The 12762-nt window shown below is 42.9% G+C and carries 12 protein-coding genes; all 12 read right to left on the bottom strand.

All coding sequences use genetic code 11. The features are described 5' to 3' along the window. Nucleotides 1-102 precede the first annotated feature (102 nt). Complete coding sequence (locus AACV32_RS17200; protein WP_026029154.1) at nucleotides 103-1458, bottom strand: sodium-dependent transporter; 1356 nt, start codon at nucleotides 1456-1458, stop codon at nucleotides 103-105. A gap of 126 nt (nucleotides 1459-1584) precedes the next feature. After that, entirely contained in the window at nucleotides 1585-3141 is a 1557-nt protein-coding gene (locus AACV32_RS17195) for a diguanylate cyclase (RefSeq protein WP_050990510.1), read from the bottom strand. A gap of 65 nt (nucleotides 3142-3206) precedes the next feature. Beyond that, the gene (locus AACV32_RS17190) at nucleotides 3207-3950 is read right to left on the bottom strand and encodes a YggN family protein (RefSeq protein ID WP_088729108.1); all 744 of its coding nucleotides are present in this window, start codon (nucleotides 3948-3950) and stop codon (nucleotides 3207-3209) included. Nucleotides 3951-4092: 142 nt separating this feature from the next. Continuing rightward, on the bottom strand, nucleotides 4093-5157 hold the full coding sequence (gene dinB, locus AACV32_RS17185) for a DNA polymerase IV (RefSeq protein WP_170895512.1): 1065 nt from the start codon (nucleotides 5155-5157) through the stop codon (nucleotides 4093-4095). 116 nt (nucleotides 5158-5273) lie between these two features. Continuing rightward, nucleotides 5274-5507, bottom strand: coding sequence for a (Na+)-NQR maturation NqrM (gene nqrM / locus AACV32_RS17180; RefSeq protein WP_013856179.1), 234 nt, complete (start codon nucleotides 5505-5507; stop codon nucleotides 5274-5276). 8 nt (nucleotides 5508-5515) lie between these two features. Further along, complete coding sequence (locus AACV32_RS17175) at nucleotides 5516-6523, bottom strand: FAD:protein FMN transferase (RefSeq protein ID WP_017046581.1); 1008 nt, start codon at nucleotides 6521-6523, stop codon at nucleotides 5516-5518. Nucleotides 6524-6701: 178 nt separating this feature from the next. Beyond that, a complete protein-coding gene (nqrF, locus tag AACV32_RS17170; protein WP_013856176.1) occupies nucleotides 6702-7925 on the bottom strand; it encodes an NADH:ubiquinone reductase (Na(+)-transporting) subunit F in 1224 nt (407 codons plus the stop codon). A 33-nt stretch (nucleotides 7926-7958) separates the two neighbouring features. Then, on the bottom strand, nucleotides 7959-8555 hold the full coding sequence (gene nqrE, locus AACV32_RS17165) for an NADH:ubiquinone reductase (Na(+)-transporting) subunit E (protein ID WP_013856175.1): 597 nt from the start codon (nucleotides 8553-8555) through the stop codon (nucleotides 7959-7961). A gap of 7 nt (nucleotides 8556-8562) precedes the next feature. Further along, nucleotides 8563-9195 carry an NADH:ubiquinone reductase (Na(+)-transporting) subunit D gene (locus tag AACV32_RS17160; protein ID WP_013856174.1) on the bottom strand — a complete coding sequence of 211 codons (633 nt, stop codon included), beginning with the start codon at nucleotides 9193-9195 and terminating at the stop codon, nucleotides 8563-8565. After that, nucleotides 9195-9968 carry a Na(+)-translocating NADH-quinone reductase subunit C gene (locus AACV32_RS17155; protein WP_094147720.1) on the bottom strand — a complete coding sequence of 258 codons (774 nt, stop codon included), beginning with the start codon at nucleotides 9966-9968 and terminating at the stop codon, nucleotides 9195-9197. Before AACV32_RS17155 ends, AACV32_RS17160 begins: the two co-directional genes overlap by 1 nt. Further along, the gene (locus tag AACV32_RS17150; protein ID WP_013856172.1) at nucleotides 9958-11202 is read right to left on the bottom strand and encodes an NADH:ubiquinone reductase (Na(+)-transporting) subunit B; all 1245 of its coding nucleotides are present in this window, start codon (nucleotides 11200-11202) and stop codon (nucleotides 9958-9960) included. Before AACV32_RS17150 ends, AACV32_RS17155 begins: the two co-directional genes overlap by 11 nt. A gap of 5 nt (nucleotides 11203-11207) precedes the next feature. Then, nucleotides 11208-12548 carry a Na(+)-translocating NADH-quinone reductase subunit A gene (locus AACV32_RS17145; protein WP_170895511.1) on the bottom strand — a complete coding sequence of 447 codons (1341 nt, stop codon included), beginning with the start codon at nucleotides 12546-12548 and terminating at the stop codon, nucleotides 11208-11210. Nucleotides 12549-12762 lie beyond the last annotated feature (214 nt).

Genomic DNA, 12762 nt, shown 5'->3' with positions numbered 1-12762 from the left:
TCGATAAGTCTAAACAATAGAGACACATAAGTTCAATAATAAAGCCCTTATTCAAAGGGCTTTATGCTGTTTAAGCGTGAGTGGGATGAAGAAAGTAACTCATTAACCGAACGAAGCCCAAATCACCGTAGCCACTAATACAGGGCAGACAAATTTCACATACCAAGGCCAGATTTTACCAAACCAACCCAATTGGAACTCAGGGAAACCTTGTTCTAACTCTTTGACTTTCGCGTGACGACGCCATACCCAACCGCCAAATAGGCAGAACATCAGCGCTGCTGTCGGCTGCAAATATTGCGTCGCAACCGTTGCCACTAAGCCAAATAGCGCACCAAAATTATAAACAATAACGACACTGACTAGCGCAATTAACGCGCCTAATACCCAGCTTGTTGGTGCGCGTTTCGTATTAAAACGCTCGCTGACTAAGGCTACAGGGCATTCCAGCATAGAGATAGAAGAGGTTAACGCGGCGATCGTCAGTAAAGTGAAAAATACGATAGCAAACACCTGCCCCATCCAACCAAGGCTATCAAACATCAATGGCAACACGGTAAAAACGAGCGTATCTGAATTTAGTAAAGAACCGTCAGCGGCATAGATTTCCACCCCTTTATGCATCGCAACAAACATCGCAGGCAACACAACAAGGCCAGCAATGAAAGCCACGGCAGTATCAACTAAAGTCACATTTAGTGCCATCTTCGGCAGGTTTTCTTGCTTACTCAGATAAGAGCCGTAAATCAACATCGAGCAGCCACCAATGGTTAATGAAAAAAAGCCTTGTCCCATTGCCGCCAGTAAAAGATGTCTGTCAAACACCTTTGAAAAATCAGGGACCAAATAGTGTTGTAAACCTTCCATCGCACCAGTTTGCATCATGATGTAAACAAACAGCACACCAAACAGTACAAACAATGCAGGCATTAAACGCGTTGACCATTTCTCAATCCCGTCTTTAACACCACCTTGCACGATTAGAATCGTCAAAATATAAAACACTAAGGTTCCGAATAAGTTACGCTCAACACTAAACCCTTTCAACCAAGCTGTGATTTCCACAAAACCCAATAACTCTGTCATCGCACCGAGTAAAAAGCAGATTAGCCAGCCACCGACGATGCTGTAAAACGCCAGTACCGCACTCGGAACACTCAAACCAATCCAACCGACAAAGCCACCGACCATTTTACCTAGTGGATGAGGCGTTAATGAGCGCATGCTATCAACAGGGTTTGCTTGCCCAAAACGGCCTATCGCCATTTCAACCACTAACATAGGGAAGGCAACGACCATGATCATCACCAAATAAACCAATAAGAATGCGCCGCCGCCGTTGCTTGCCGCTTGGGTTGGAAAGCCCCAAATATTACCTAGGCCAACTGCCGCACCCGCCGCCGCAAGAATAAAACCAAGACGTGAACCAAAATGTTCACGAGAATCAGGCTGTGTCATACCACTCACACAAATATCAATAGACTAGTTAGCTAGTACGGTAATACAGGCAATCAAATAGAGCAATTCCACTGCTTATTTATTAAACAAGCATTGCAAAAATAAACAGAATTTACTGCGTAAAGATTATTGAACAGGCAATGTTAACGGGAGATTAGAGGTGAATTTTTGCACGAGATAACGACCTCTTCCTTGTGCTTTGACTGCATAAAGTGCTCTATCAGCCACATGAAAGAAATCTAGATAGTGATTCAACTGTGGGGTATCAATTTCAACCCCTCCAACACTAATTGAAAGCGTCTTCTTAGCCGGGGAAAATTGGTGGGTAATGCGCAGTGATTCAACCGATTCGATCAGTCGTTTAGCATAAGCTTGACCATCAATTTCGATGTCGCTCGCCAAAACTACACAAAACTCTTCTCCACCAAAGCGAGCAACCAGTTTTTCACCGCCAAAATCCAATTTTTTTAAGCTAGTCGCAACAGATTTCAATGCTTCATCACCCTCTAAGTGGCCGTAGTGATCATTGAACAATTTAAAATAGTCAATATCGATTAAAAACAATACGATATATCTAAATTGATAATCAACAATATAGCTTTTAAAGACCTTTTCTAAACGACGGCGGTTCGCAATACGTGTGAGTGGATCGTGCTCTGATTGCCATTTTAGTTCACGCCGACTGGTTTCCAGCTCCCATACTATTTGGTTCATCGTACGCGAAAACTCTTTCATTTCCTTCGATATGAAGGATCGCTCACTAGGCATCTTTCCACCCGATGCTTTAAATTGATCCAGTACTTGATTGGCATCATTGATTGGCTTGACTACTTTATTCGCTACAACTAAGTTCAAGAAAAACATTAGGATAGAGAATGAAGCAAGCCCAGACAGCTCCTGCCATTGAATAAACGGTGGGACTTTAACGGTATGACTTACTTTAATCAACACAGTAAGACGATTGCGATAATCAAGCATTTCAAGGTAAGAGATATTATCTTCATGTGGCGCGGCAACGGTTTGATCATTAAGACTTTTGATCAGCATCACTTCCACATTCACCCCAGTTGCAATCACAAGCTCATTGATAAACTGTCCACTGATCCTTTTTAAAAAAAGTAAATAACCTTTGTCGCACTCCTTTGCGTCACTATTACAAACCCGAGAGGTTGCAACGATAAAAGGTTTGTCGTCTATCACGATAAAACTGAGATTCGGTTTGATGAAATCTTTTGGTGCTTTCATCGCGTCCGCTAAAATATCACCAAAATTATATCGAATCGCATCATAACTGGCTTCATGGCCAGTCTCATAGTCGTAGCGCTGGCCCCAAACTAATTGCACATCTGGATTAAAAATAAAAATACCGTCTAATGACTTGGATTCAAAGGTGTGAGTACCAATACTGTCGCGAATAAAATCATCATTAGGCTTAGCAATAAAATCGGCCATTTCATTCCATGCGGCATAATCAGCCAATGATGCCCCCATGTCCGTTTTTTGCATATTAAGAACAGTTCGAACTCGGTTAACCTCACCTCGTTGCAAGGAAAGAGCATCTTCAACGGCGCGATCATAAGACCACATAAACTTAAATAGCAGATAACACAAAATAAACAGCACAACGAAGGCTATTGAAACTAATGCTGTTAACCGTCTCAAGCTAAAATTATTAAACAACATCCATACCAGTAAATTAACCTAACATCATAGACACAAATAAAGAGCACCGAATGTGCTCTTTAAGTTTAGATGGTAAAGACTTGATAATCTTTTAATACTGGTATTTTTTGGTGCAGTTGTTGTTCCTGCTCAACCATATCATTAAGAGACTCACAAAAATCACGACTCTCTTTTTGAATTGTGGCGGCGTTTTCTTGAATTCGCTCGGCTAACTTAACTTTTAAGTCCGCCATGGTATCGGTCAATTTTGTGATGTTTAAGCCACCCTCTTCTCTCATTTTCAGTGAAAGGGCATCGAAGGCGCCGGATATAAACTCTTTGTTAAATAAAGCTTTCGCTTTTTCAAAATCATCGGCCCAAGTTTGCGTCATTGATTCAAAAGTCTGCGCAGGGAGAACCAGCTCACCATTTTTGTAATAACGAGATTCAATATTGGCAAAAAAAGCTGCTATGGATTGCTTGGCGCTATCGAAGGCGTTGGGAGATTCAATACTTTTCGCAACATCATCCAAAATATCATTCGCCAACGCTAAGCCATCACTCGCCATCTGTTTTACTTTAGGCAATGAAGCATTCATGCTTTCTCTATACTGCTCAAGGGCCGTTTTCTGGTCACTGTCGAGCTCCATCTTTTCACCACGGATATAAAGATTGTTCTGTGTATCCATCAAAACAGTGTCGGTGCTCGTTTTGAGAATTTCAACCTTATCACCATCAAGGTGAACTTCATGGTTCACATCAACTCGGCACTGCGCTGCCCACAAAGGGGAGCTCAACAACATTAAAGTGACTAACACTACTTTTTTCATTGTTTTCTCTCATCGATCGTTTTATGACTAACCATATCAGGTGTGGATATTTGATGAGTTAGTATTTCTCGCTAGCAATATAAATGATTTCGACCTAAAAACCGTCAATTTAATGACATAAATGTTAGTTTGTTTCACTAATTTAAAAAAAACTGAGCTGCTTATTGAGCATTTCTGGCTTTAACATCACTTGTAAACCAAGTAAGCGAATTTCTCGCCCATTTTGCCGCAACAAAATATTCTCCAAAAGGGTTCGAAAATCATTGAGCTCTAACTGTGGATGAAGATGCTCAATCGTCGTAAGTTGAAAATCGGCAAACTTGACTTTGATCCCTTGTTTGACAATCGCCCCATCAACACTCGCTCTGTCTAACCTCGCTTTTATCTCTGGATAGAGATGATGTTCAATCACCTGCCAGCACTCTTCATAACTTGAGATATTTTGACTAAATGTTCTTTCGACACCTAATGATTTGCGCTCCCTCTCTGTCACGACTTCGCGATTATCAATTCCATGACTTTTCTTCCATAGTGAAGCGCCTAATCTGCCAAAGTTACGAAGTAGCTCTCGATAGTCCGTTAGCTTGATATCTTCACACTTATAAAAACCCGCTTGGTGCAACTTTTCCAGACTAACCTTACCGACACCGGGTATTTTCTCTAGCGGCAATGAATCGACCACCTGCTGTACTTTATCGGGTGGTATTACAAATTGGCCGTTAGGCTTATTCATATCAGAGGCCACTTTAGCCAAAAATTTTACAGGTGCTACACCTGCAGAGGCGGTCAGTTGAAGTTCGTTGTGAATATCATGGCGAATGGCTTGAGCTATCAATGTTGCGCTTCCTTGACATAGCGATGAATCACTCACATCAAGAAATGCTTCATCTAATGATAACGGCTCAATAATGGAAGTATAACGTTCGAATATCTGTCGGATTTGAGTGGAAATAGCTTTGTATACCGACATTCGCCCCGGAACGACCAGCAGATTGGGGCATAATTTTAAGGCTTGAGCGGTCGGCATTGCGGAACGAACGCCAAATTTCCTCGCTTCATAATTGCAAGTACTTAACACACCACGCTGCTTTTCATGACCACCAACGGCTAGAGGGCGATGCCTATATTCGGGGTTATCACGCATTTCTACCGCAGCGTAGAAACAATCCATATCAATATGGATAATTTTTTTGATTTTATTTTCCAATTCAAAACCATCAAAAAACTGTATACATAAACAGTATATTCTTGGTTTCTATGGATTGAAATGAATTGCTTTTAAAAATTAAAGAGCCTGCACAAAACAGGCTCTTTAATCGTAGCTCAGGCGATACGATCTTTTTCCCAATGCGCTAACTTTTCAGCTCTTGCTGCGGCCTTAGCTTCGCGTTTTTTACGTGCATCACAAGGCTCTGGGCAATTGCACACTTTTTCAATGCCAACAGCACCTAATCCACCACAGCTGCCTTTGACTACTTTCTTTTGAAAGACATAGCCAACCGCCATCGCGGCAATGACACACAGAAATACACTGAATGTAATGAAAAAAGTATTCATAACTTAACTCACTTTTTATTTAGAAATGGCTTAAATGCGCTGGAGGCAATCTCTTCAAAACCTTGTTCTGTTTTCACAATCATGAACACAGGAATATTGTATTGCTCTGCAACCTCAATACCTTTCGTCTCTCCTAGTACCATTAATCCAGTCGCTAGGCCATCTGCCGTCATTGAAGATGCGTCCAAAACGGTAACTGATACCACTTTATTATGGATGGGTTTGCCAGTGATTGGATTGATAATGTGAGAATAACGCACACCATCTTGCTCAAAATAATTACGGTAATCACCTGAAGTGGCAATTGCCAGATCACCAGGTTCAATGATCTCTTGAGCGGTACGTTCATCAACTGTCGGTTTTTCTATAGCGATTCGCCAAGGTACGCCTTCTCGATTTACGCCTTTTAAGCGCATCTCACCACCGACTTCAACCATGTAATTGGCAATGCCTTGTGATTGAATGTAGTCAGCAACCACGTCGACTCCCCATCCTTTCGCAATAGTTGAAAGGTCCACATAGAGATTAGGAAGATCTTTACTTAACGTAGTGTCGGTTGCGCTAAGATGCTCAATGCCTATGTTGGTTTTACGCTCAGCCAATTCAGCATCGCTTGGCACCACATCAGGACGAGCTTCAGGGCCAAAACCCCATAGGTTAACCAAAGGACCAACAGTGACATCCAATGCACCTAAAGTAAGACCGTTAAGACGCTGCGCTTCTTTCACCACGGTTGCGGTTTGAGAAGAAACCGTAAAAGGTTCCGTTCCTTGATATTGATTAAAACGGCTGAGCTCAGAATCTTTACGATAGGTCGACATTTGATCGTTCACTTCTTCCAATAACCGATCAACTTCCTTTTGGAGAGCCTCCGAGCTAGGGATCCCTTCAGCTTTCAGGTACTTAATATTGTAAGTCGTGCCCATAGTAGGGCCACTGAGATGAACTTGCTCAACCGATTTTTCACAACCCGCCAAGATGAATAGAGAAGCTAACGCAACAAGCCATTTTTTCACTTGTTTACTCCTAAAAATGAAAGTGAATATAGAAAAGAAGTGGTTATAGAAAAGAAATTCCTACACCTATTTTCTATGTTAACTGAGTTGGAATTCAAAGCCACAAGGCAAAACTAAAACTAAAAAAACAATGGCTGACTCATCAGAGCCAGCCATAGGTTTTACTTACTTCAGTGAATTAACCACCGAAGTCATCAAGAAGGATGTTCTCATCTTCTACACCAAGGTTTTTCAGCATGCCAATCACAGCCGCATTCATCATCGGTGGTCCACACATGTAGTATTCACAATCTTCAGGCGCTTCATGGTCTTTCAGATAGTTTTCATACAATACATTGTGGATGAAACCTGTGTATCCATCCCAGTTATCTTCAGGCATTGGATCAGAAAGCGCACAATGCCATACGAAATTCGAGTTTTCAGCTGCAAGGCCGTCAAAATCTTCAACGTAGAACATCTCACGCTTAGAGCGCGCACCATACCAATAAGACATCTTACGGGTAGATTTTAAACGCTTAAGCTGATCGAAGATGTGTGAGCGCATTGGAGCCATGCCCGCACCACCACCGATAAAGACCATTTCTGCATCCGTATCTTTGGCAAAGAACTCACCAAATGGACCAGAAATAGTACATTTATCACCTTCTTTCAGTGACCAAATGTAAGAAGACATCTGACCCGGTGGCACATTGGGATTATTAGGCGGCGGCGTAGCAATACGCACGTTTAGCATAATAATACCGAACTCTTCAGGGTAATTCGCCATTGAGTAAGCACGAATAATATCTTCATCAACTTTTGACTCGTAGCGGAACAGGTTAAATTTGTCCCAATCGCCACGATACTCTTCTGGCACGTCAAAATCTGAATATTTGATGTGGTGTGCTGGCGCTTCGATCTGAATGTAACCACCAGCACGGAAAGGTACTGACTCGCCATCAGGGATCTGAAGTTTAAGCTCTTTAATGAAGGTGGCTTTGTTGTCGTTAGAGATAACGGTACATTCCCACTTTTTAACACCAAAAATTTCTTCAGGAAGTTCAATATCCATGTCTGTTTTCACAGCCACTTGACACGCTAAACGTTCACCCTCACGAGCTTCACCTTTAGTAATGTGATCAAGTTCAGTAGGAAGAATATCACCACCACCAGATTTCACTTTTACACGGCATTGACCACAAGAGCCGCCACCACCACACGCCGATGATACAAAGACACCAGAACCTGCAAGTACGCTCAGTAGCTTACCACCTGGATTAGTCACAATAGACTTATCTGCATCACCGTTAATTGAAATTGTAATGTCGCCTGTTGGAACTAGCTTAGATTTAGCAAATAGAATTACCAAAACGAGTGCTAGAACAATCAGGGTAAACATCACTACACCAAGAATAATGTCCATTGACTATTCCTTAATTGTTGCGGTTTACCCGACTTACAGTTGAACACCAGAGAAAGACATAAAGCCTAACGCCATTAGACCCGCCGTGATGAAGGTAATCCCTAAACCACGTAAACCCGGAGGTACATCTGAATATTTCATTTTCTCACGGATACCGGCAAGAGCGACAATCGCTAACATCCAACCCACACCCGAACCGAAACCGTAAACGACGGATTCAGCAAAGTTATAATCACGCTGAACCATGAAAGATACACCACCAAAAATGGCGCAGTTCACTGTGATTAAAGGTAAGAAAATGCCCAACGCGTTATACAAAGGTGGGAAAAAACGATCCAATATCATCTCTAAGATCTGTACTAATGCGGCAATAACACCGATAAAGGTAATGAAATTTAGAAATGTAAGATCAATATTTTCACCCAATGCACCCGGTTTAAGTAACAAGTTATAAACCAAGTTATTCACTGGTACTGAAATGGTCAGAACAACAGTAACCGCAATCCCTAAACCAAACGATGTCTTTACTTTCTTAGATACAGCAAGAAATGTACACATACCCAAGAAGAAAGAGAGTGCCATGTTTTCGATAAAAATCGATCGAACAAGCAAACTGATATAATGTTCCATAACGCCCTTACTCCTTCGCTTCTAGTTGTTCAGGTTTGAACGTGCGAATCGCCCAAATCATGAAGCCAATTAGGAAGAATGCCGAAGGTGCTAGCAGCATCAAACCGTTAGGTTGATACCAGCCACCATCTTTCACAAGAGGTAGAACTTCCATTCCAAATAGCTTGCCTGAACCAAGAAGTTCGCGGAAGAAACCAACAGTGATCAATACAAAACCATAACCCAGACCATTACCGATACCATCGATAAAGGAAGGAATCGGTGCCGACTTCATTGCAAATGCTTCAGCACGGCCCATTACGATACAGTTAGTAATGATCAACCCTACGAACACCGATAGCTGTTTCGAGATATCGTATAAGTAAGCACGTAGGATCTGGTCAACAACAATAACCAATGAAGCAATGATCGCCATCTGAACGATGATACGCACACTGTTAGGTATGTGGTGACGAATTAACGAAACGAATAAGTTAGAGAAAGCCGTTACAAACATAACGGCTAGCGTCATAACAAACGCCGTTTCCAACTTAGTGGTTACCGCAAGGGCAGAACAGACACCAAGCACTTGAAGTGCGATTGGGTTGTTATCCAACACTGGCGCTAGAATGCTCTTTTTAATCTCTTTTGCGCTAGACATTAGTTCAAACCTCCGTCACGAACTTTTGCTAGGAATGGACCAAAGCCCATATCACCTAACCAGAAGTCGAAAGTGTGTTGAACACCGTTACTGGTCAGTGTTGCGCCAGAAAGTCCATCAACGCCATGCTCAGATCCGGCAGGAGCGCCACCTTTCACAACTTTAATTGCAGGTTGGTGGTTGTCATCAAACAATTTCTTGCCAACAAATTGAGCACGCCATGATGGGTTTTCAACTTCACCACCCAATCCCGGAGTTTCACCTTGTTCGTAGTAAGTAATGCCGGAAACGGTATTACCATCGGTTTCTACAGCCACAAATGCGTACATCATTGACCACAAACCATTACCGTGTACAGGCAGAATCACCTTGCTGGTTTTATCGCCGTCGTTCACCAGATAAACCACACCAACATTTGCACGACGTTGGATCTTCGCTTTATCTTGTTCAGCGCTCAGCTTGATCGATTCAGAGGCTTCTTTCGCTGCTTTGCGTTGATCGTAGTTAGCTGCATCGCCTTCAACAAAGTCACCCGTGTTGAAGTCAACCAGACGTGGTTCAATACTTTTATTGAACAACTCAACGATTTGTTTACTGCCTTTCGCTTCAATGCCAGCGACTTGCAGAATTTTGCTCTGCTTGTCCAGCGCCGCATTTTCTCTTTGCTTGTCACGCAGGCCAACCGCTGCTGTCGATACGATGATTGAGCACACTAAGCTCAATGCGATAACAACAAACAGCGTTTTTTTAATGCTATCGTTATTACTTGCCATAGCGTGCTAGTCTCCGCTTGATGTTCTTCTCAATCACAATATGGTCAAACAAAGGTGCAAATAGGTTCGCAAATAAGATCGCCAGCATCATACCTTCTGGGTAAGCTGGGTTAACCACACGAATCATCACACACATTGCACCAATCAAAATACCGTATGCCCATTTACCTTTGTTAGTAAATGAAGCCGATACTGGGTCGGTTGCCATGAAGAACATACCAAACGCAAAGCCACCAAGTACTAGGTGCCAATGCCAAGGCATATTAAACATTGCATTTGTGTCTGAACCAATAACATTGAACAGCGTTGATATGGCAATCATACCTACCATAACACCCGCAATAATGCGCCATGAAGCAATGCCCATGTAGACAATAAATGCCGCGCCAATCGCCAGTGCTAACGTCGATACTTCACCGATAGAGCCAGGAATGTTACCAACAAATGCATCCATCCAAGTAATGGCTTCGCCAGTGACCTTATTGATCAGAGCACCGTTACCACCTTGAGCCCATTGGCTTAGCGCCGTTGCACCAGAAAAACCATCTGCAGCTGTCCAAACAACGTCACCAGAGATCTGTGCTGGGTAGGCGAAGAATAGAAAAGCACGACCGGCTAATGCTGGGTTTAGGAAGTTACGCCCGGTACCACCAAAGATTTCTTTGGCAACAACCACGCCAAAGGTAATCCCTAAAGCGGCTTGCCATAAAGGCAGTGTGGGTGGAACAATCAGAGCAAACAAAATTGAAGTTACAAAGAAACCTTCGTTAACTTCATGCTTACGCACCATACAAAACAGCACTTCCCAAAAACCACCGACCAAGAATACCGTGGCGTAGATAGGTAGGAAGTAAGTCGCACCAAGCAGCATCATACTTGCCCAACCGGCTTGCGTACTTAATGTACCGCCAAGCATTTCAGTTAGCCAATAGTGCCAGTTACCACTGATGACTGTCGCCAATTCAGCGCCAGAATACAGATGGTTAAGTGCAGTAATCGATTGGTGACCAACGTTATACATACCCCAGAACATCGCTGGGAATACCGCTAGCCAAACCATGATCATGATGCGTTTGAGGTCAACGCTATCACGAACGTGTGAGCTTCGTTTTGTAACTAAACCAGGCGTATAAAAAAGCGTTGCGGCTGCTTCATACAAGGCAAACCATTTTTCATGTTTGCCGCCAGGTTCAAAATGATGCTCGATGTCTTCAAGAAACTTTTTAAGGCCCATGAAAATTACCCTTCCTTCTCAATCTTGTCTAGGCACTCACGAAGTAGCTGACCATATTCGTATTTACCAGGACATACAAAGGTACACAATGCGAGATCTTCTTCGTCCAGTTCAAGGGCACCGAGACGTTGAGCGCTATCGATGTCACCTGCACATAGGTCACGAAGTAGGAGCGTTGGTTCCATATCTAGTGGCAACACTTTTTCATAGTTACCAATAGGTACCATCGCACGATCACTACCATTGGTTGTGGTTGTCATGTTGAACAACTGACCTGTGAATAGATGACCAAGGAAAGAGCGAGTGACTGAAAATTTGTTCTTGCCAGGCATTGCCCAACCAAGAAAATCTTTGTCACGACCTTCACGCAGAACCGATACTTGGAGGTGGTAACGACCAAGATAAGCTACAGGCCCCGCCGCTTTCACACCAGAAAGTACAGAACCAGAGATGACACGAACTTCGCCCGGCATCAATTCGTTATCCGTTAACTCTTCGAGGCTAGCACCAATCTGAGTACGGACAAGACGAGGTTTGTTGACTACGGGTCCTGCAAGCGACACCACTCGTTGTGTGTATAGCTCACCGGTTAAGAACAATTGACCAAACGCAATCACGTCTTGGTAATTGATGCTCCACGCCACATTGACTGCATTTACTGGATAGAGGAAATGCATGTGAGTCCCTACAAGACCTGCAGGGTGTGGGCCATCAAACACATGTTCTTCAACGTTTGGCTGTGAAGAGCGTGGTAAGCTAGTACCAGATTTACAGACGTAAACCTTGCCCTCAGTCAGAGTTGAAAGGATATCGAGACCAGCGACGAATGCTTCAGATTGCTCATTAATGATCGTCTCAGGTTTTGCCGCTAATGGATTGGTATCCATTGCTGTCACAAAAATAGCCTGAGTTGAAGACTCAATTGCTGGAACCTTGCTAAACGGACGAGTACGCAACGCAGTCCAAAGACCAGACTCAACTAACTGAGTTTTAACCGTTTGACGGTCAACACTTGCTAGTTGGCTAGCTTCAAAGCTATCGAACGTGATTTGCTCATCACCTGCCACTTCAATCACAACGGATTGTAGGACACGTTTGGCGCCACGATTGACTTCGATAACCTTACCGCTTGCTGGTGAAGTAAATTTAACACCCGGATTCTTTTTATCTTCAAAAAGAATTTGAGCTTTCTTTACTTCATCGCCTACGCGAACATGCATGGTAGGACGCATGCCAACGTACTCTTCGCCAAGCAAGGCGACTTTAGTGATGGTCTTACCATCATTAATCACCTGGGAAGGAGTTCCTGCAATAGGAAGGTCCAAACCCCTTTTTATTGTAATCATACGCACTTGCACTATTTTATCGGGAAAAAGATTCTTTTAATTGCGTAAGTTCAAGGCTTGTTTATCTTTCATGGTCGTTCTTGATAAGAGGCCAAATGAAAGTTAAACCAGCCTTAGACACGACATTTCTGTGTCCGATTTTGGCTTGTTTTAAACGCCAGAACCGCAACATCCTTTTAATAACCTCATCACAAGTATGGTATGAGATCCATTA

It is taken from the genome of Vibrio sp. B7, assembly GCF_963888765.1.
Taxonomy (GTDB): Bacteria; Pseudomonadota; Gammaproteobacteria; order Enterobacterales; family Vibrionaceae; genus Vibrio; species Vibrio anguillarum.
Note: the sequence above shows the minus strand (reverse complement) of the source record. Positions and strands in the feature narration are given on the sequence as shown.

What these genes read in the sequence shown, in the direction of transcription:
- AACV32_RS17145 (WP_170895511.1), bottom strand. Translation starts at nt 12,548, where the DNA reads ATGATTACAATAAAAAGGGGTTTGGACCTTCCTATTGCAGGAACTCCT.
- nqrM (WP_013856179.1), bottom strand. Translation starts at nt 5,507, where the DNA reads ATGAATACTTTTTTCATTACATTCAGTGTATTTCTGTGTGTCATTGCC.
- AACV32_RS17200 (WP_026029154.1), bottom strand. Translation starts at nt 1,458, where the DNA reads ATGACACAGCCTGATTCTCGTGAACATTTTGGTTCACGTCTTGGTTTT.
- AACV32_RS17190 (WP_088729108.1), bottom strand. Translation starts at nt 3,950, where the DNA reads ATGAAAAAAGTAGTGTTAGTCACTTTAATGTTGTTGAGCTCCCCTTTG.
- AACV32_RS17160 (WP_013856174.1), bottom strand. Translation starts at nt 9,195, where the DNA reads ATGTCTAGCGCAAAAGAGATTAAAAAGAGCATTCTAGCGCCAGTGTTG.
- nqrF (WP_013856176.1), bottom strand. Translation starts at nt 7,925, where the DNA reads ATGGACATTATTCTTGGTGTAGTGATGTTTACCCTGATTGTTCTAGCA.
- AACV32_RS17155 (WP_094147720.1), bottom strand. Translation starts at nt 9,968, where the DNA reads ATGGCAAGTAATAACGATAGCATTAAAAAAACGCTGTTTGTTGTTATC.
- AACV32_RS17150 (WP_013856172.1), bottom strand. Translation starts at nt 11,202, where the DNA reads ATGGGCCTTAAAAAGTTTCTTGAAGACATCGAGCATCATTTTGAACCT.
- AACV32_RS17195 (WP_050990510.1), bottom strand. Translation starts at nt 3,141, where the DNA reads ATGTTGTTTAATAATTTTAGCTTGAGACGGTTAACAGCATTAGTTTCA.
- nqrE (WP_013856175.1), bottom strand. Translation starts at nt 8,555, where the DNA reads ATGGAACATTATATCAGTTTGCTTGTTCGATCGATTTTTATCGAAAAC.